The organism is Bradyrhizobium sp. 190 (genome assembly GCF_023073415.1).
In the GTDB taxonomy this organism is placed as follows: Bacteria; Pseudomonadota; Alphaproteobacteria; order Rhizobiales; family Xanthobacteraceae; genus Bradyrhizobium.
This window is the reverse complement of sequence record NZ_JADPJL010000048.1, coordinates 102,477-121,947: the sequence shown is the minus strand read 5'-3', so window position 1 is coordinate 121,947 and position 19,471 is coordinate 102,477. Positions and strand designations below refer to the sequence as shown.

At 62.3% G+C, this 19,471-nt stretch carries 16 protein-coding genes; 6 read left to right on the top strand and 10 right to left on the bottom strand.

Annotated elements, in window-relative coordinates; all coding sequences use genetic code 11:
* Window positions 1–273 precede the first annotated feature (273 nt).
* The 4 genes from IVB22_RS26685 to IVB22_RS26670 all read right to left on the bottom strand — a co-directional run bounded on the left by IVB22_RS26685 (window position 274) and on the right by IVB22_RS26670 (window position 3,974).
* Complete coding sequence (locus IVB22_RS26685; protein ID WP_247520226.1) at window positions 274–897, bottom strand: N-acetylmuramoyl-L-alanine amidase; 624 nt, start codon at window positions 895–897, stop codon at window positions 274–276.
* A gap of 35 nt (window positions 898–932) precedes the next feature.
* Entirely contained in the window at window positions 933–2,165 is a 1,233-nt protein-coding gene (locus tag IVB22_RS26680) for a GGDEF domain-containing protein (RefSeq protein WP_247520225.1), read from the bottom strand.
* A gap of 737 nt (window positions 2,166–2,902) precedes the next feature.
* Window positions 2,903–3,520, bottom strand: a complete 618-nt coding sequence (locus IVB22_RS26675; RefSeq protein WP_247520224.1) for a LysE family translocator — start codon at window positions 3,518–3,520, stop codon at window positions 2,903–2,905.
* Between the two features lie 52 nt (window positions 3,521–3,572).
* Complete coding sequence (locus IVB22_RS26670; RefSeq protein WP_247520223.1) at window positions 3,573–3,974, bottom strand: response regulator; 402 nt, start codon at window positions 3,972–3,974, stop codon at window positions 3,573–3,575.
* 150 nt (window positions 3,975–4,124) lie between these two features.
* Between IVB22_RS26670 and IVB22_RS26665 the strand changes: the two genes are divergently transcribed.
* Complete coding sequence (locus IVB22_RS26665; protein WP_247520222.1) at window positions 4,125–4,967, top strand: SDR family oxidoreductase; 843 nt, start codon at window positions 4,125–4,127, stop codon at window positions 4,965–4,967.
* 305 nt (window positions 4,968–5,272) lie between these two features.
* Here IVB22_RS26665 and IVB22_RS26660 read toward each other — a convergent pair whose 3' ends face one another.
* Together IVB22_RS26660 and IVB22_RS26655 are read right to left on the bottom strand one after the other, a co-directional pair.
* Window positions 5,273–6,079: a lytic transglycosylase domain-containing protein gene (locus IVB22_RS26660; RefSeq protein ID WP_247520221.1), complete on the bottom strand. Its 807-nt coding sequence runs from the start codon at window positions 6,077–6,079 to the stop codon at window positions 5,273–5,275.
* 240 nt (window positions 6,080–6,319) lie between these two features.
* Window positions 6,320–7,111: a lytic transglycosylase domain-containing protein gene (locus tag IVB22_RS26655; RefSeq protein ID WP_247520220.1), complete on the bottom strand. Its 792-nt coding sequence runs from the start codon at window positions 7,109–7,111 to the stop codon at window positions 6,320–6,322.
* Window positions 7,112–7,331: 220 nt separating this feature from the next.
* On the opposite strand from IVB22_RS26655, the gene IVB22_RS26650 reads away from it, so the two are divergent.
* Together IVB22_RS26650 and IVB22_RS26645 are read left to right on the top strand one after the other, a co-directional pair.
* Window positions 7,332–8,276: an OmpA family protein gene (locus tag IVB22_RS26650; protein WP_247520219.1), complete on the top strand. Its 945-nt coding sequence runs from the start codon at window positions 7,332–7,334 to the stop codon at window positions 8,274–8,276.
* A 42-nt stretch (window positions 8,277–8,318) separates the two neighbouring features.
* Complete coding sequence (locus IVB22_RS26645) at window positions 8,319–9,899, top strand: hypothetical protein (RefSeq protein WP_247520218.1); 1,581 nt, start codon at window positions 8,319–8,321, stop codon at window positions 9,897–9,899.
* Here the strand turns inward: IVB22_RS26645 and IVB22_RS26640 are convergent.
* Window positions 9,862–10,716 (bottom strand): DUF817 domain-containing protein, encoded by an 855-nt coding sequence (locus IVB22_RS26640; RefSeq protein ID WP_247520217.1) that lies wholly within the window; start codon window positions 10,714–10,716, stop codon window positions 9,862–9,864. The genes IVB22_RS26645 and IVB22_RS26640 overlap by 38 nt on opposite strands.
* Window positions 10,717–11,038: 322 nt before the next feature.
* Window positions 11,039–11,278, bottom strand: a complete 240-nt coding sequence (locus IVB22_RS26635; protein WP_308200458.1) for a PilZ domain-containing protein — start codon at window positions 11,276–11,278, stop codon at window positions 11,039–11,041.
* Window positions 11,279–11,611: 333 nt separating this feature from the next.
* Here IVB22_RS26635 and IVB22_RS26630 point away from each other — a divergent pair, with 333 nt between their 5' ends.
* Window positions 11,612–11,848: a hypothetical protein gene (locus tag IVB22_RS26630; protein WP_057849867.1), complete on the top strand. Its 237-nt coding sequence runs from the start codon at window positions 11,612–11,614 to the stop codon at window positions 11,846–11,848.
* A 112-nt stretch (window positions 11,849–11,960) separates the two neighbouring features.
* On the opposite strand, the gene rpoD is transcribed toward IVB22_RS26630, so the two are convergent.
* Window positions 11,961–14,081 carry an RNA polymerase sigma factor RpoD gene (gene rpoD, locus IVB22_RS26625; protein ID WP_247520215.1) on the bottom strand — a complete coding sequence of 707 codons (2,121 nt, stop codon included), beginning with the start codon at window positions 14,079–14,081 and terminating at the stop codon, window positions 11,961–11,963.
* 394 nt (window positions 14,082–14,475) lie between these two features.
* Window positions 14,476–16,497, bottom strand: a complete 2,022-nt coding sequence (dnaG, locus tag IVB22_RS26620) for a DNA primase (protein ID WP_247520214.1) — start codon at window positions 16,495–16,497, stop codon at window positions 14,476–14,478.
* Window positions 16,498–16,776: 279 nt separating this feature from the next.
* On the opposite strand from dnaG, the gene IVB22_RS26615 reads away from it, so the two are divergent.
* Both IVB22_RS26615 and ybaL read left to right on the top strand, forming a co-directional pair.
* Window positions 16,777–17,343, top strand: a complete 567-nt coding sequence (locus IVB22_RS26615; RefSeq protein ID WP_247520233.1) for a chlorite dismutase family protein — start codon at window positions 16,777–16,779, stop codon at window positions 17,341–17,343.
* 255 nt (window positions 17,344–17,598) lie between these two features.
* A complete protein-coding gene (ybaL, locus tag IVB22_RS26610) occupies window positions 17,599–19,350 on the top strand; it encodes a YbaL family putative K(+) efflux transporter (RefSeq protein WP_247520213.1) in 1,752 nt (583 codons plus the stop codon).
* Window positions 19,351–19,471: the final 121 nt, after the last annotated feature.

Sequence of the window (19,471 nt, the reverse complement as noted above, 5' to 3'; positions counted from 1 at the left end):
GCCAGACACAGAATCACAGCAATTCGTCACCATGGAAGACCAAATCAACATAGCGAGTCATTCCGTCGCAGCCACGATGTGTGCATCTGCTAGTGCGAAAGCAGGGACCCATACGCCGCGGCGGTAATGATTTTACACGCCGGTAGTTATCGATCATCTCCAACTACGACGGCCGCGGCGTATGGGTCCCCGCGTTCGCGGGGACGACGAGTTGAGAGAGCCCTGTCAATCATACGTCCGCAGATTATCCGCGCTGACAGCGGGATGGTGCAACTACTCCCCCCACTCCCGCGCCATTTTTGCCAGCGCGCAGCCTTCGCAATAGCGGGCGTCCTTGTAGTCGATCCAGTTATGCGCATAGACGCGATCGAGCGGGATGCCGTACCGCGCGCGCAGCACCTTCACCAGAATTCGCCACGCCGCGACCTGTGCTTCGGTGGGCCCGCGCGTCACGTCGGGATAGTTGCCGGCGAATTCCACGCCGATCGAATTGTTGCCGATCACCTGCCGATAGGTCGGGCCGTTGTCGATGTACTTGTTGTCGTTGCGGTTGGCGCCGTCGCCGTGGGTCGGAACGAGATGTTCGGCGACCGCCCAGTACACCGTGCCGTCGGTTTCGACCCAGACCATGACGCCGCGACGCGTCGGGTTCTTCGACTGCGCCTGCGCGCCGCCGCGCGCGGAGCCTGCCGGCCCTTCGGTCTGGTGCACGATGATGTTGCGCCAGGGATGGGATTTTGAAAGATCGCCCCATGGTGCGAGCCAGACCATCTTCAGGCCGGGAATATCTGGCGTGCCCGACGAGCGCGCGATCGCGGCGAGGTCGGGCGTTTGCGCGACGGCGCAAGCGGGAAACAGGAGGGTGAACAGTGCGGCCGCGACGAGGCGAAAATTCATGCTCGAAGTCCAGTGACGGACCTGAATAGCACGTCTCAGGCGCGCTTGCGCAGGGCCATGTCGGACATTGGCGGGCTTGCGGGTTCGGGCGCCAGCGGCGGCGCCGGGTCGTAGGTCGCAAAGCCGTTGCGGCCGGCCTTCTTGGCGTCGTACAGCGCATGGTCGGCGGCCGCAATCAGGCGGTCGGGATACCCACCCATTTCACGGGCCCATTGCGCGACGCCGATCGACACGGCGATCGGAATGTCGTTGCCGGTGCATTGTTCGGCGTCCGCACGGCAGACCTCCAGCACGCGGCGCGCGATCATGGCGCCTTCGCGCAGCGTCGAGGACGGCAGCACGATGCAGAATTCGTCGCCGCCGGTCCGCGCCAGCATGTCGCCGGGCCGCAGGCGGGTCTGCGCCATCAGGGTGAAATGCTGCAGGCAGGCATCGCCGGCGGCGTGGCCGTGGGTATCGTTGATGCCCTTGAAGCCGTCGAGATCGATCACCAGCAGCGCGAACGGCTGACCGCTGCGTTCGGAGCGCGCGCATTCTTCGGTGAGGCGCTGCAGCAGATAGCGGCGATTGCCGACGCCGGTGAGATCGTCGAGCAGCGCGAGATCAGCGACCTCGTTGCGCAGGCGGTCCATCGCCATCAGCAGGAAGCCGAAATTCAACGACATCGACAGGAACACCAGCACCAGGATCACGACCGATTGCGCCGGGCTGAAATGCATATAGGAGAACCCGCCGCCGCCCATGGTGGTCACCGCGCCGATCCACCTGGCGACGAAAATGGCCATGATGAGAATGGTGACGACGCCGGCCAGCCGCGCGCCCGGATTGACGCGACCCTCATGCCGGCTCAGCAACAGTTTCAGGCTCAGCACCATCGGCAGCGCCTGGGCGATCGTGAAGACGGTCATGCGCGCGGGCACGCTGTCGTAGGCGAAAGTGAAAAAGCACAATCCGGCCGCGCCAAGCCCGGTGACCAGCACGGTGAGGCGCCAGGAAACGGACTGATTGAAGAACTTGCGGATGCCCATCGCAGCCAGGCAAATCGCCAGGACCAATGCGGTGCCGGCAAACAGCAAAGGCACAAGCGAATCCGGGAAAACCACGCGCAGCATCGCCATCGCAGCACCAGCCGCCGCAACGAACGCCGAGCCGGTCCAGAACCGCGCGGCTTCGAACGACGGATAGCTGCGCATGACGTAGGCCCAGATCAGGCCCAGCGCGAGAAAATTGATGACGAACACCGTCCAAAGCGTCGGAACGCTCAGCATCGCGAACCCGGGACGCGCACGTCCCGTCTCCCCTGTTGTCTAACGTCCGCTCAGGACTTCCGCCTCGAGCCTTCTCCCACGACGATCCCCGTCGTCTTGCGGGACAAAGGTGCATCCGCGCCGCTTAACGGACCCTGACTGCCGCCGGCCAATCCAAACCGTGGTTTTGAATTGATGAAGATCGTCGACGTTGGGACATCGTTAAGCATGATGCGCGCGATGCGCGGCGGCCGTGACGAGGCTCGTTTCGGCAAAAAATCGCATCAAAATGCATAACAACTGTGGATAACGCGATGACAACGCCATGACGGCACGCGGCATGGGCCTGCGAATCTGCTGGGATTGTCATCGAGGATGTTGCGAGGCTGGCCCTCCGCCAAGCATGCCTCGGTGTCGCGTTTCAATCCATGAAAACCTTGAGAGGATACTATGGCTAAGAAAGCGAAGAAGGCGAAAAAGGCCAAGGCGAAGAAGGCCAAGAAGTCGAAGAAGAAGTGAATTTTGGCCCGGGTGGAGTGCTCAGCTCCGCCCGGGCTCCCAACTCCGGGTGCAATTTGGAGAATGGCGGGCCGCGGGCCCGCCTTTTTCGTGTTGGTACACGCGAACATGTAGCCCGGATGCAGCCAACGGGTCGCGCGAATGCGCGCCCGATGACAGGCTCCGCGAAATCCGGGGTTGTCGGAGCGGAATGATTATCCCGGATTGCGCTTCGCTCCATCCGGCTACGGACAGAACGTTCAGCGCTCCGCGAACGCCAGCTTGGCACCGAGCGCGGCAAATCCCGCCGCAAAACTCCGGCGCAGCCAGGCCATTGCCTTCGGGCGCGTGATAACGTGGTCGCGCAAGGAGGCGGCGAACAGGCCGTAGATCGCGAACACTGCAAACGTCATCGCCATGAAGGCGGTGCTCAATTCCAGCATACGCGCCAGCGGATGCGGTTCGTCGACGGCAACGAACTGCGGCAGGAAAGCCAGGAAGAAGATCGACAGCTTTGGATTGAGGATGTTGATCAGGATAGCGGTCACGATGACGCGGCGGCTGGAGCGCGCCGAAGCCGCCGGGCCTGTGTCGACCGAAAGCGCGCCCGTCTCGCGCAACGCCTGCCAGGCCATATAGAGCAGATACGCCACGCCGCACCATTTCAGCACGGCAAACGCCAAGGCACTCGTGTGCAGCACCGCTGCCAATCCCAGCATGGCGGCCAGCATATGCGGCACGATGCCGAGCGTGCAGCCGAAGGCCGCCGCAACGCTCGGCCGCGCGCCTGATGTCAGCGCCACCGCGAGCGTATAGAGCACGCCGGTGCCGGGGGAAGCGACCACGATCAGCGAGGTCAGCAAGAACGACAGCGTCATTCCCTGCCATTAACACGGCGGCATCCGACGGGGAAGCAGGCGGCGCGGCCGCTCACGAACGCAGTTCGTCGGCGCGGCGCCTTTCATGCACCATCCGTTCCGCTTCGCGGATCACGTCGAGCGGCGCCCAGGGCTTGGCCCAGAACTGGACACCATCAGGCAATTCCTGATGCAGCGGCCTGCCCGAGGTAACGATCACCCCCATCTCCGGATTGTACCTCCTGGCGATGTGCGCAAGCTCGACACCGTCCATGTTACCGGCGAGCTGCACATCGGTCATCATCAAAACCAGACTGTCGGCCGCGCGCTCCAGCACCAGCTCCGCGGCTTCCGCGCTTTCGCATTCGATGACATCGACCTCACTCTCTTCCAATAGCAGACAGATCATGTCGCGTTGCATCGGATCGTCTTCGACGATGAGGGCCGTCGCGCGAAGGGGTTTTGATTGTCCCATGGTGGCCTCCTCGGAAAGGATCCTGCCGGTTAAGGGCGTCTTTAGTGTCGGGTAGTCGACGTTAAGGCCCGAAGCGCTTTATTGTTCAGTTCCAATTTGCGAAAGTTGCGGAACCCGCCTTCTTTCTCGACCTGCATGGAGTCCATCCCAATGACTGCGATATCCGGAAGCGCGGCCGCCGTGACCGGCGCCGCCAGCGGCATCGGCCGCGCGCTCGCGCTGGAGCTGGCCGCGCGCGGCTGCGACCTGGCGCTCGCCGACCGCGACGAGGCCGGGCTGCAACAGGTGGCGGGCGAGATCGGTAAGGCGGCCACGCGCAAGGTAACGACTCACCGTGTCGATGTCGGCGAGCTCGCCCAGATCCAGGAATTCGCGCAAGCGGCCATCGCCGCCCACCCCTCGCTGAACATCGTCATCAACAATGCCGGCGTCGCCCTGCTCGGCGCCTTCAACGAGGTCGAGCAGGCGCAGATGGAATGGCTGATCAACATCAATTTCTGGGGCGTGGTGCACGGTACGCGCGCCTTCCTGCCGCATCTGTCGCTTAAGCGCGAAGCCCACATCGTCAACCTCTCCTCGATCTTCGGCATCGTCGCCCCGCCCGGCCAGACCGCGTATTGCGCGGCGAAGTTTGCAGTGCGCGGCTTTTCTGAAAGCCTGCGGCACGAACTCGCGATGGCAAACAGTCCGGTGAGGCTATCGGTGGTGCATCCCGGCGGCGTGCTGACCAACATCGTGCGCAACTCCCGCACCGGCGCTGGTATCACCGACAATGCGCGCCGCGCGCAATCGATCGACCGCTTCGATGCGATCGCCAAGACCACGCCGCCGGTTGCCGCCCAGCGCATCATCACCGGTATCGAGAAAAACCAGCCGCGCATCCTGATCGGCAACGACGCGCGGTTCATGGATCTGCTGCAACGATTTCGCCCGGCGACGTATTGGGCGGTGCTGGCGAAGCGGATCGGGAGAGTGGAGGAGAAGGGGAAGTAGGTTTGAAGTGGCGCGTGACCTATCAGGCGTCGTCCCTGCGAACGAACGCAGGGACCCATACGCCGCGGCGGTTGTTGCTTACAGGAGATGTCTGACGCCAGTGCCAAACCGAGAAGCTGCGGCGTATGGGTCCCGGCTCAAGGCCGGGACGACACTGAGATTGTTGTGAGCGCACCGCTTGATTCATCTATTGGTTTCAGTCCGTAGGGTGGGCAAAGCGAAGCGTGCCCACCATCTGTCGTCGTGCATGTCGTGAAATGGTGGGCACGTCGCTAACGCGCCTTTGCCCACCCTACGAACCTTCGCTATCGTCCCACCAGCCGGTCCGCAAAATATCCGATGGTCTTGCGGTAGATGGTCGCCCTGTTCCACTCGCGCATCGCTTCGAAATTCGCAGTGCCCTCGCCATAGGGCGCGCCGCCCTTGAAGCCGCTCGTGTGCAGCAGGTTCGCGGTGGAGGCGAGCACGTCGGGCACGCTGTGCCGCAAGTCGACATGGCCGTTGCCGTCGAAGTCGACGCCGTATTTGATGTAGGACGACGGCAGAAATTGCGTCTGGCCGAGTTCGCCGGCGAAGGCGCCGATCAGGTCGCGCAAGGGGAGATCGCCGCGCTGCACGATCTTCAGCGCCGCCAGCAACTCGCCCTGGAACAGTTCGGTGCGGCGGCAATCATGCGCCATGGTGGCGAGCGTGCGGATCACCGGCATCTTGCCGATGTCGCCCTTGCCGTAATCGGACTCCAATCCCCAGATCGCAACGATAATTTCCGGCGGCACGCCAAAGCGCTGCTCGATGCGCGCGAGCAACGAGCCATGCCGCTGCAGCATCTGCCGGCCGATGTTGATGCGCCCGGGACCGACGCGGGTGGAGACATATTGCTCGAACGTCTTGTTGAAGGTGCCGCGCTGGCGCCGGTCGAAGGCGAGCACTGCCGGGTCCTGCGTGATGCCGGCGAAGGCCTGGCTGATCACCGCTTGCGAGACGCCGGCCGCTGCCGCCTCCTGCGACATCGCGGAAACGAAGGTGTTGAAATCGCCGCCGCAGCGGGCGGCATAGCTGGGAGTGGAGAGGAGAATGGCGCCGAACAAAACAGCCAGAGAAAATTTGCGCATGCGAATCCCTTGTTAATTCTCGCTCAGATCATGCCATGGGAAAGCGGCGCGCGAAACGTCGTCGTCCCGGCCTTGAGCCGGGACCCATACGCCGCGGCCGATCTTGTTAAAACGGACTGGTTGACGGCTTGGCTTCAACAATTGCCGCCTGTGGTTATGGGTCCCTGCGTTCGCAGGGACGACGACGCAGTTGGCTTCATGTCGGCAGTTGGACGCAGGTCACGATCGCGATTGCGCCCCCTACTCCCCGCCGTCGATCTGGCGGCCCATCAGCGCGATTGCTTTCTGATAGACGCCTGCGGCATTCCAGGCCTGGATGGCGGCAAAGTTCGGCTCGCCCGGCTGGTAGCCCGCGCCCGTGCGCCAGCCATGGGCTTTAAGAAAATTCGCGGTCGAGTTCAGCGCGTTGGCGGAGTTCTCGAGATTGCCGGTGCCGTAGGCCAAAATGGCTTTTGGCATGAATTGCGTCTGTCCGACTTCGCCGTGCATGGAGCCGCGCTGGCCCGGCGAGAGCACGCCGCGATCGATCAATTGCAGCGCCGCGTAAAGATGCTCGGTGAAATAGGCCGAGCGCCGGCAGTCATAGGCGAGCGTCGCGATCGAGGCGAGCATGTTCTGATTGCCGCGCTGGCTGCCAAAGCCCGTCTCCATCCCCCAGATGGCGAGCAGCGGGCCCGGCGGCACGCCATAGCGCTGCTGAATGGAAGCAAACAGCGCGCCCTGCGACGCCTTCAAAGAACGCCCGCGCGCAACGATCGTCGTCGCCCCGCGCTTGGCGAGAAACTGATCGAGCGAAAGACTGAAACTGCGCTGGCCGCGGTCGGCATTGATGGTCGCCTGCGCGTAGTTCGTCGCCATCAAGGCCTGGATGGTCGCGGCACTGACGCCCTTGGCCCGCGCTTCGCCTGAAAATTCCTGCTTCCAGGCGGCGTAGCCGGCGGACGAGCTGCCGCATTGGGCGGCGTCGGCCTGGGAGCTGAAGCATGCGAACATGGCCAGGGTGGCGCTGAAAGTAAAGGCGGTGCGGAGCATGGAAAGCCATTCCTGAGAGAGCACTGCAAATAAGCATCGGCTTCTAGCACGTCCTTGGCCGCGCTTCGAGGGTTGCGGTAAAGCGCACAGGGGTAGAATCCCCCGAAAACGGCCATGATTGCGGCTCATTTGAACCGGGTGATCTGCCGGCGCGACCTTTACAAGTGATACTTCGTCCTGCCCCTCCCCCTCGATCGTTTCTCGGACAAATGGATTTCCCATGAGCTTACCGCGCACACTGTTCAGGCCGATCCTCGTGCTGCTCGCATTGTCACTTGGCGCGATGACGAACGCCGCCGCGCAGACGCGCGACGTGATCGGCTCAAAAGATTATCCCGGCATCGGCCGCTTCGGCGGCAGCGTTATCACGGGATATCAGGTGAAGGATTTTGATGCGGCGCGGATGCAAGGGGCGACCTTCAAGGACGGCCAGCCGACAAACGCGCGGCGGCTGGAGGGGCGTATCACGCGCATCGCCTATCGCACCAATCCCGGCCCTTCTATCCTGGAGGTGTCGCGCAATTTCGAGACCCAACTGGCGAAGGCCGGATTCGAAACGCTGCTCGCCTGCGACGTCGATGCCTGCGGCGGCATTCCCTTCTCGGAAGCCGTCGACGCGCTGCCGATCCCGCAGATGTGGGTGGACGGCTTCAACTACCGCTATTTTGTCGGGCGCAAGGTGGACGGCGGCCGCGAGACCTATGCCAGCCTCATCGTCAGCGAGAACAACCGCGACATCTACGCGCAACTCGTCGTCGCCGTAACAGGCACGATCGAGAACAAGATGGTGGATGCGGCTGTCATGGACAAGGGCCTCCGCGAGACCGGCCGCATCGCGCTCTACGGGATCTATTTCGACACCGACAGGGCCGAGGTGAAGCCCGAAAGCCGGCCCACCCTCGAGCAGATCGCGAAGCTGCTGACCGCCCAGGTCGGACTGAGCGTCTTCATCGTCGGCCACACCGACAACCAGGGGCCATTCGCCTATAATCTTGATCTATCGCGACGCCGCGCCGAGGCGATCGCCGCCGAGCTGGTGAAGAACTACGGCATCGGCGCGCCGCGGCTGCGCACCGCGGGTGTCGGACTGCTGGCGCCGGCCGGCTCCAATGCCACCGAGGCCGGCCGCGCGCTGAACCGGCGGGTGGAGTTGGTGGCGCCGTAGTATCAACGCACGGGCCTGCGCCCGCTTTGGCTGCCAAGGACGATGGCCATGACCAAGTCCAGTGGTTTCAAAGTCGGAATGGGAATTGTGGTTGCCGCGTTAGCGGGAATCCAGAACGTATCCGCGCAGGCGCCAACGCTTTCCGTCGACCCTTCACGATTGCCGCGCCTCGGTACCATCGACGAGCGCTTTCAATCGTACAACGTCGAAATGGTCGAGGTCACCGGCGGACGGTTCTGGAAGCCCTACAGGGCGAGTGCCTCAGCGCCATCAACTCGCGGCGCTGATAATTCCGGGAATATCCCGGCGGGCAGCAATCCCGATCTCTTCGCGTATCGGGAGCCTATCGACTTGTCGAACCCGCGACTGCGTAGATTGGCTGCGGCGCTGGCCCCGGCCTACATGCGCGTCAGCGGCACCTGGGCCAATAGCACCTACTTTGCTGAAAACGATGAAGCGTTCGCCGCGCCGCCCAACGGCTTCAACGCGGTGCTCAGCCGCAAGCGCTGGAAAGATGTCATCGACTTTGCCCACGCCGCCAGCGCAGAGATCATGACCTCGATGGCAACAGGCCCCGGTGTCCGGGACGTAGCAGGTCTGTGGCAGAGCGATCAGGCGCGTCGCCTCTTTGCCTACACCAGATCCGTCGGCGGCAGAATTGCCGCTGCCGAGTTCATGAACGAGCCGAATCTGGCCGCCATGGGCGGTGCACCAAAAGGCTACGACGCGGCAGCCTACGGGCGGGACTTCAAGGCCTTTGTTGCGTTCATCAGGGCGAGCGAACCGGATGCGATCGTTCTGGGGCCCGGTTCGATCGGCGAGACGGCCGAGTCGCAATCCAGCGCTGAATTCATCTCTACGCGGGATTTGCTTGTCGCATCCGGGCCCGGCATCGACGCGTTTTCCTATCATCACTACGGCGCCCTCTCGCAACGATGCTCCGGAATTCCGGGTCAAACCACACCAGAGGCCGCGCTTTCGGAAGCGTGGTTGGCGAGCACGGGCCAGACGCTCGCGTTTTACCGATCGCTCCGGGATGAGTTTGCGCCTGATAAGCCGATGTGGCTTACCGAAACCGCCGAGGCCGCTTGCGGCGGCAATCCCTGGGCTTCCACTTTCCTCGATACGTTCCGATATCTCGATCAACTCGGCCGACTTGCCAGGGCCGGCGTCCAGATGGTCGCGCACAACACGCTGGCTGCGAGCGATTACGGGCTGCTTGATGAGAAGACGTTGCGGCCGCGGCCAAGCTATTGGGCGGCGCTGCTTTGGCGCAGGCTGATGGGCACCATTGTTCTCGACGCCGGCGTGCACGATGGAATGCACCTCTACGCGCATTGCCGGCGAGACGTGCGTGGGGCCGTCACACTGCTGGCCATCAATACGGACAGGACGACCGCCGCAACCTTGCGATTGCCCGCGACCAGCGAGCGTTACACGCTGTCGGCGGATGATCTGCAAAGTGCCGAGGTAAAGCTGAATGGAACGGCTTTGGAGCTCGGTCCCAATGACGATCTTCCGCCGTTTGCCGCAGTGACGTCGCCACCAGGTCCGATTGAGATCGGACCGGCCACGATTACCTTCCTTAACGTCGGGGATGCCAAAAATCCGGCATGTCATTGAATCTTTTCCGGACGCCGGTCGTACGCGCATCGCTGCGCCTCTCCCGCGGCGCATTGACCAGGCTCACCAGCGTGTAGCTGATGATCAGCAGCAGGAACCAGGAGCCGAGCTTGCCGAACGAAACCATCGACCACCCCAGCCGCTGCGACGGATAGAGCCAGATTTTGGTGAAGGTGCCGATGTTTTCCGAGAACCAGATGAAGACCGACACCAGCGCGAGCCCGAGCAACAGCGGCATCGAGCGGCTGATATGCCAGACCCTGAAATAGACGCGGGTGCGAAAGAACAGCCAGCCGGCCCAAGCGAACAGAAACCAGCGCAGGTCGAACATATAGTGATGGCTGAAGAAGTTGAGATAGATCGCGACGCTGAGCGCGGCCAGGCCGAGGCGGCGCGGATGATCGGAGAACTCCAGATCGAACAGCCGCCACGCACGGCAGAGATAGCTGCCGATGCAGGCATACATGAAGCCGGAGAACAGCGGCACGCCGCCGATCCGGAAGAAATTCGGCTCCGGGTAGATCCAGGAGCCGACCTGCGTCTTGAAGATCTCCATCACCGTTCCGACGAAATGATAGATCAGGATCACCTTCGCCTCGTCCGATGTCTCCAGCCTGCCCGCGAGCAGCGCGATCTGAACCGTGATCATGCAGAGAAACAGGAAGTCGTAGCGCGGAAGCCATGCGGTCGCCGGATAGAACCACCAGGTGGCGATCATCAGGAAGACAGCGATCCCACCGAACAGGCAGGCCCATGCCTGCTTGACGCCGAAGCGGAGGAATTCGTAAAGCGCTGATGTCCAGCCGCGCCGGGCCATGAGGCGGCCGAGCCGATATTCGCCGGCGATGAAAGGCCGTAGCGGCGGCCAGATGCCGGCGGCGCTAGGGCCGGGAGGCGGAGAAATTGCAGGCTGGTTCGGGGCGTGATGCACGCCGCGGAACGTGGCGGGGCATCGCGGTCGAAGCTGGGCGGAGATTTGCAGATTTCGCTGAGTTTTGATGCGCGTGTCAGCAAGACAGGCGTCGCGCGGAACGGCAGGTCAAGCAGTCGCTATTCACGCCGCTGCCGATCAAGAGCATCAGCCGGCTCATACAATCCCGATAGCCACGACTGTCGTAATCACAGGCTCTCGGCTTGAACTATTCAAACCGCACGCCAACGCGGTAATCTCTTCGCCATACAACGCTGCAAAGAAGCTTCAATCGCTCGTCCGGCAGGATCAGCGTGAATTGATCGGGAATGAGAATTCGATCGGAGAACTCCAGCGCGGCGCCGGTGCTGGATATGTCGCGAACCACGCAGGGATACTTGTCGCCGCCATAATCGATTTTGGCGACCTTCATAACGCGAACCCGTGGAGCAATCCGAGTTTCGACCACCGCAGTATTCCTAATCGCGAAATACGTTCCAGGATAGCGACCGCGGGTTAAAGGTTACTAAGCGCGCGAAACTTTTGTTCGTAAGCTACGGGGGTCGGCAGCGCGGGATTAACCTGTTGTTAGTGCATTGAGGTTGTTGACCGGCGATGCTTGTCGTGGATTCACACCAGTGCATTCAACTACAAATTGCTCGGCGGAGCTGGGGTGCAGCGACAGTGGCCGTGCGCTCAATCGTCACTTCAAATTGACCGCAAGACACCGGTCATGCGCGTCCGAGTGGTGCAGCGGAGGGGTTTGGTTGACAGTGGCGCCCTGATCGACCACAAGCCGCCCATGGCGAAGAAACCTGGAACCAATCCCAAAGGCGAGTTCGCCTTTTTCAATGTCGTCTACGAAGACGATTCCCAGCGCTCCAATCGGCGCGTGCCGTCCGAGCTACTCGGCGGGCTCGACGGCGACGAGCCGGCACGCGGATACATCATGGAACAGGACCGCGAGATCGCCGAAAAATCCGGCCGCACGCCGCTGGCGATCAAGAGCATCAGCCGGGTTGGGGCGAAGAAGAAGTGAGGCGCTAGGCTCGCGCGCGGTCGCGTTGACTGAGACAAAGTAAAACGGCGGGCTGTTGCCCGCCGTTTGTTTTTTGGATGGATTGCCGGGTCAAGCCTGGCAATGACAGTAATCAATTATCCAGGAACGACCGCAGCTTCCGCGACCGCGACGGATGCTTCAGCTTGCGCAGCGCCTTCGCCTCGATCTGACGAATACGCTCGCGCGTCACTGAGAACTGCTGGCCGACTTCTTCCAGCGTATGATCCGTGTTCATGCCGATGCCGAAGCGCATGCGGAGCACGCGTTCTTCGCGCGGCGTCAGCGAGGCCAGCACCCGCGTGGTGGTTTCGCGCAGGTTGGACTGGATCGCCGCGTCAATGGGGAGGATCGCGTTCTTGTCCTCGATGAAATCGCCGAGGTGTGAATCTTCTTCATCACCGACGGGCGTTTCGAGCGACAGCGGTTCTTTCGCGATCTTGAGGACTTTTCGGACCTTCTCCAGCGGCATGCCGAGCTTTTCGGCGAGCTCTTCGGGCGTCGGCTCGCGGCCGATCTCGTTGAGCATCTGGCGGCTCGTGCGCACGATCTTGTTGATCGTTTCGATCATGTGCACGGGGATACGGATGGTGCGGGCCTGGTCGGCGATCGAGCGCGTGATCGCCTGCCGGATCCACCACGTGGCGTAGGTCGAGAACTTGTAGCCGCGGCGATACTCGAATTTATCAACCGCCTTCATCAGGCCGATGTTGCCTTCCTGGATCAGGTCGAGGAACTGCAGGCCGCGGTTGGTGTATTTCTTGGCGATCGAAATCACGAGACGCAGGTTGGCCTCGACCATTTCCTTCTTGGCCTGGCGCGCCTCGCGCTCGCCCTTCTGCACGCCGTGCACGATCTTGCGGAATTCGCCGATCTCGAGCCCGGTCAGCGCGGCCAGCGACTGGATCTCGTGACGCAGCTCCTTGATGCGGTCCTTCTCGTGATGGACGAAATTCTTCCAGCCTTTGGCGGAAAGTTTCGAGACACGGTTGAGCCAGCGCGGATCGAGCTCCGAGCCCTGGTAGTTGCGCAAAAAGTCTTCGCGCGCGACGCCGTGGCTGTCACCCAGACGAAGCAGGCGGCCTTCAAACGAGACCAGCTTCTTGTTGATGTCGTAGAGCTGCTCGACGAGCGAATCGATGCGCGCTTGATTGAGGCGCAGCGACTTCACCTCGACGATGATTTCGTCCTTCAGCTTCTTGTACTTGCGCTCCTGCGAGGGCGACAGCGACTCGCTCTGCAGCTGGTTCGCAATGTCCTGTTCCTGCAGGCGGCGCAGCTTCTTGTATTCGGAGGCGATCTTGTCGAACGTCTCGACCACCTTCGGCTTCAGCTCGGCCTCGATGGCGGCGAGCGACATCTGGTTTTCGAACTCGTCGTCGTCCATGTCGCCTTCGGCGGCGGCTTCGGCCGGATCCTTCTCCTCGGTCTCCGCACCGCCTGCGGGCGCGGCACGGAACGGCGTCGGAGACGGCGGAGCGGCGGGCGGGGCGACGTGCGCCGGCGCTGCCGCGCCATTGGCGTCGGCGGCGGGAGCTCCGTCAGCAACGGCACCAGTGATCAACGCCGGGTTCATGTTGTTCTTGGCGTCGGGGCCAGCGTAAGTGGCTTCGAGATCGATGATGTCGCGAAGGAAGATCTTTCCTTCGTTGAGTTCATCGCGCCAGATGATGATGGCCTGGAAGGTCAGCGGGCTTTCGCACAGACCCGCGATCATCGCCTCACGGCCGGCCTCGATGCGCTTGGCGATCGCGATTTCGCCTTCGCGCGACAGCAATTCCACCGTGCCCATCTCGCGCAGATACATGCGGACGGGATCGTCGGTGCGCTCGCCGGGCTCGGACTTCTTGACTTCGGTGACGGCCTTCTGCGTGACCTCGACAAGCTCGTTGTCGGTGTCGTCGTCGGCCTCTTCCTTTTCCTCGTCGGCGTCGGCCTCTTCGGCTTCCGAGACGTTGATGCCCATGTCAGAGAGCATCGACATGATGTCTTCGATCTGTTCGGGCGAGGTGGTGTCGGAAGGCAGCACTTCGTTGAGCTGATCGAAGGTCACGAAGCCGCGCTTCTTGGCCTGCTTGATCATCTTCTTGACCGCGGCATCGGAGAGGTCGAGCAACGGCGACGGCGCGTCGGCAGAATCCTTCTCAGGGGCGTCCGCTGCCTTGTCGTCTTTTTCCTTGTCTTTAACCTGCAGCGTCTTTGCCTTGGTGGCCATTCATCAAGCTCCCGAAACGCGCTCGTGCGGGATGGCGCGCAACGCCACCCGCCTCTGAATTACTGAAGTCGTCGGCAGGATGTCTTTTGTTTGAAAAGCCAACCCGCTAGATCCTTGCTCTTAGCGCGTGATCGTTTCGGAAAACCGGATATCCATCTTTCCGGATCACGCTCGTGCCCCTGAGTATTCCGCATGCTCACGACGCGCAAAGGGCGGCGCAGACTGTCGCCACCCCGTTAACCCGCCATCGCCGGTGTTATGCCAATAGCCCTTCAGCGCCGTTAAAGTAACCCTCGGACCATTAAGCTTCGCTTAACCCTGTTTTTGCCGCCAAACCATGGATTTGGCGAGTCTTTTTGCGGGCACGGCCGCCGCCGTCCGCATCATTTTTTTATCACACGCTCTTTCGGAACCGGCCCGAAAGCTCGCCAAAACCCTCGATCAAGGCCTCCGTGCCGTCCAGCGACTCCAGCCGGACGCTCACGTCCTTCAGCCATGCCAGATTGGACTCACTGGGCTCATCGCCCAACGCCAGTTCGGCATCTTTCTTCTCCCTAAGTAGGGCGTGCGTTTTCTGATGCAAGACAACGAGTTGCTGCCAGGTCGCCAAAACATCCTCCCGCGCCGCGCCGGGCTTGGTGCCCCACACCGCCGAGGTCGTGATCGCTCGTTCAACCCTTTGAAGAACCTCGTTTAATCCGCGCGCGTCGAGATCGGCCCGCATCTTCTCGGCCTGCTCCTCGACGTCAGGGGAATGGTGATGGTCGTTGGCGAAGGCTGCAATGATGCCGGCGCGGAGCTTGTTGGCCTCGGGATGGGCCAGTTCCAGGGCGGCCACTTCTTCCAGATGGTCGTGCAGGAGCCACGGGTGGTTAATCAAAGATTCCAGGATCAGCGCCTCGCGGCGGGACATGGCGCTGCGCTGGCCGCGCATGATCGGGCTGGTCGCGAGCTGGGGGCTGGCCGCCTGGTAGGGACCGGGCGAGATCACGGGGCTTGCGCCCGCCCCCGGTCCGCGCCCGCCGCGGGGCGCGAATCGGCTGGCCGGGCCCTGGCTGAAGCCGCTGCGGGGGGCAAAACGGCGGCCTGATTCGCCGCCCCCGGCCCCGCGAAAATTGCCCCTGCCGTAGCCGCCACGGCCGCCTTCCGGCGCAAAGGTGCGCTGCAGGCGCTCGGCGAGATCCTGGCGATAGTAACGCCGCACGACCTCGTCGCGAATGCCGTTACTGAGTTCGCCAATCCGCGCTTCCAGCGCCGCACGCCGCTCGGGCGTCGCAAAACTGCCGCCCTCGATCTCGCGCGACCAGAGCATGTCAGATAGCGAACGCGCGGCTGATATCACTTCCTCGATCGCGCCGCGCCCGCCGGAGCGCGCGAGATCGTCAGGGTCTTGCCCCTCGGGCAGCAGCGCAAAGCGCAGGCTCTTGCCGGGAAGGAGAGCAGGCAGCGCAAGGTCGGCGGCGCGATACGCCGCCTTCTGACCGGCGCGGTCGCCGTCGAAACAGAGGATCGGCTCATCCGCCATCTTCCAGAGCAGCGCGAGCTGGTTTTCGGTCAGCGCCGTGCCGAGCGGCGCCACCGCACCGCCAAAGCCCGCGGTGACCATGGCGATGACGTCGACATAGCCTTCGACCACGATCAACGGCGAGCCGTTATGCGTCGCCTGCCGCGCGGTCGAGAGGTTGTAGAGATTGTCGCCCTTGTGAAACAGCGGGGTTTCCGGCGAGTTCAGGTATTTTGCCGGAACGTCCTTTTCCAGCGCACGGCCGCCGAAGGCGATGACGCGACCTCTTGCATCCGTGATCGGAAACATCACGCGGTCACGGAAGCGGTCGTAAGGAACGGGGATGTCGTCGCCGCCGATCAGAAGCCCGGCTTCCACCATGTCCTCGGTCGAAATGCCCTGCGCGCCGAGATGCTCCTTCAACGCGAAACGATCCGGCGGCGCATAGCCCAAGCGAAACTGCAGCTGCGTCGCCAGCGAAATGCCGCGGTCGCCGAGATAGCCGCGTGCCTTGGCGCCGTTGCGTGAGGTCAGCGTGTCGGCAAAGAATTTTGCGGCGAGTTCCATCACGTCGTGGAGCGTCTTGCGGCGCTGCTCGTGCCGCGCGGCATCGGGGGTCGCCGCCGGCAGCGCCATGCCGGCCATGGAAGCCAGCCGCTCGACGGCTTCCGTGAAGCCGACGCCCTCGGTCTCCATCAGGAACGAGATGATGTCGCCGTGCTTGCCGGAGGAGAAGTCGTGGTAAAAGCCCTTCTGGTCGTTGACCGTGAACGAGGGCGACTTTTCCTGCTGGAACGGCGACAGCCCCTTAAACTCCCTCCCCGCCTTCTTCAACTTGACGCGCCGGCCCACGACTTCCGAGACCGGAAGCCGGGCGCGCAGTTCGTCGAGGAATTGGGGCGTGAAGCGCATGGGTTAGGTTTTTTGCCGAATCATAGGGCCGTGCCAACCGATCATGGATATAGGGACGGGCCGATAAAAGGCGAAAGCTGGCGGGTTTCTCGCCGCTATTCACAGGGCAGAAAGCGGCCGCAATCTCTCCCCTCGTCATGGCCGGGCTTGTCCCGGCCATCCACGTCTTTGGCTCCGCCAGCAAGAAAGACGTGGATGCCCGGGACAAGCCCGGGCATGACGGCGTACGCGGCGCCGACTACGCTTGAATCGCCCGCAGTTCCGCGCTTCCATACCCCCATGTTCACGGTTTTCCGGGGCGGCCATAGCGGAGCATGGCGGGTGACGCGGTTCGCGCCGGTCAGGGGCGCGTCGCTTTCGCCCACGCCGGCCCTATCGGTCGTGCATTCGCTGTCGATCGCGCTGCCGATGCTGCCCTCGGCAACCTCGTGGCGGCTGGCCGGCGTCGCCAGCCATCTGCGCTATACCGAACGCGACGAAAAGAAGCGGCTTGATGCCGATCGATCCGAGATCGGCCGCGTGGAGGCAACCTATGCCGCGCTGATCCCGATCAAGAAATCGGCGACGTGGTGGGAGCTGACACAGGAAGAGCGGCGGCAGATCTTTGAGGACAGATCGCACCACATTGCGGCGAGCCTGAAATATCTGCCGGTGGTCGCCCGGCAGCTCTATCACTGCCGCGATCTCGGCGAGCCCTTCGACTTCCTGACCTGGTTCGAATACGCGCCCGCCGATGCCGATACGTTCGAGGAACTGGTCCGCACGCTGCGCGCCACCGAGGAATGGCGCTATGTCGAGCGCGAGGTGGATATCCGCATGGAGCGTGAGCGGCTGGACGCGGGCTAACCAGAGCGCGGGCTCATCAGAGCGGAGCCAGAGCCCGCAACAAATCAATTTGATCCCATATTTCTACCGTGCCCACGATCTTGTCGAACGGTTGCATTTCGGCGACGTTGGCTCATTCAAGAAAAACTTCTGCCTGAGCAGCATTTCCCAGAGTACTGCCGCTCTGTCGTTGAGCATCGTCCCGCCTCACTTGGTCGCAGGGCGCGCAAGTACGACCGTGGCAAAATGTTGAACTGGAACCACACGGAATCGAGAATGCAGCACGATACGCCTCTCATCGCCACCATCGTCGCCGGCCTGGGACTGGCTTTCGTGTTCGGCGCAGTTGCGCAGCGCCTTCGAATTCCACCACTTGTTGGCTACCTCCTGGCAGGCGTCGCGGTCGGACCCTTTACGCCGGGCTACGTCGCAGATCAGGGACTGGCGACCGAGTTGGCCGAGATAGGCGTCATTCTATTGATGTTTGGCGTTGGACTTCACTTTTCGCTCAACGACCTTCTGTCTGTGCGCGCGATAGCGCTGCCCGGTGCCGTTGTCCAAATCGTTGTCGCCAGCCTGATGGGACTAGGTCTCGCGCTGTTCATGGGATGGACGATTGGCGCCGGTCTCGTCTTTGGACTTGCCTTGTCGGTCGCAAGCACCGTGGTGTTGCTCCGGGCCATGCAAGAGCGCCGGCTGATGGAGACGGAGCGGGGCCGCATCGCCGTCGGCTGGTTGATCGTGGAAGACCTCGCAATGGTGCTCACGCTCGTTTTGCTTCCGGCTTTGGCTGGCATGCTGGGCGCGAACAGCGGTGCGCTTGCTGCGGACCCGCTTGCATCCTGGCTCGGGATGGGGCTCGGCGGTGTGCTGTTGCTCACCGTTGCAAAGGTCGCGGTCTTTGTTGGCATCATGCTGGTTGTAGGACGGCGTGTTATTCCCTGGATACTTCACTACATCGCACACACCGGCTCGCGGGAGTTGTTCCGCCTCGCCGTTCTGGCAATCGCCCTCACGGTAGCGTTCGGATCGGCGAAGCTGTTCGGCGTTTCCCTTGCACTCGGCGCGTTTTTCGCGGGAATGATCCTCAGTGAAAGTGCACTAAGTCAACGAGCGGCCCAGGAAACATTGCCGTTGCGCGATGCCTTTGCCGTGTTGTTTTTTGTCTCCGTAGGCATGCTGTTCGATCCGGCGAGCGTGCTACGCGAGCCGTGGCCGTTGCTCGCCACGCTCTTCATCATCATCGTCGGCAAATCGATGGCCGCCTTCCTGATTGTGCTCGCTTTTCGTCATCCGGTCGGAACGGCATTAACAATCTCGGCCAGTCTCGCCCAGATAGGAGAGTTCTCGTTCATTCTGGCTGAACTTGGTGTAAAGCTGAACCTGTTGCCGACGGCAGGACGCGACCTCATTCTGGCGGGTGCAATCCTCTCCATCCTGCTCAATCCCCTGATCTTCGCCGCGGTCGATTGGTTGTCCCGACGCCTTGCGCTTTCGCCCAGCCGCGGCGGTGTTGATGTTTTCGGCTCCGGCGCAAAGACAGGACAGGTCGCCGCGCCCGCGAAATCATCTGCGGCACCCGAGGCTACGCGTTTGACAGGTCATACAATCCTTGTCGGCCATGGCCGCGTTGGCAGCATTGTTGCCGATGCCTTGAAGAAGAGCCCCCAGCCGTTCCTCATTATCGAGGATGCAGACAATGTCATTGCGAAGCTGCGCGAGAGCAACATCGAGACCATCGTTGGAAATGCTGCACGTTCCGACGTCCTGAAATCCGCCAATCTCGGCGGTGCGCGATATTTGCTGGTTGCGATACCGGAAGCATTCGAAGCAGGGCAGATCGTGCAACAAGCTCGCGCCGCCAATCCAGGCATCCAGATCATCGCACGCGCTCATTCAGACGCCGAAGTCGAGCATCTGAGGTCGCTGGGTGCCGATCTCATCATCATGGGAGAGCGGGAGATTGCACTCGGAATAATTCAAAACCTGTTTGAGTGGCAAGCGCGTAGTCCAGCGCCGCATTGTTAGTCGTTCCCAGCGTTCGTGATACTGCCTGTCGTGCGTCGAAATATCGCGAGGCTTGCTGCGGGTGGCGATACTCAAGCGAAATGCGCAGTGCTAAATTGGCGATGGGGGTCGGGGCGATAGA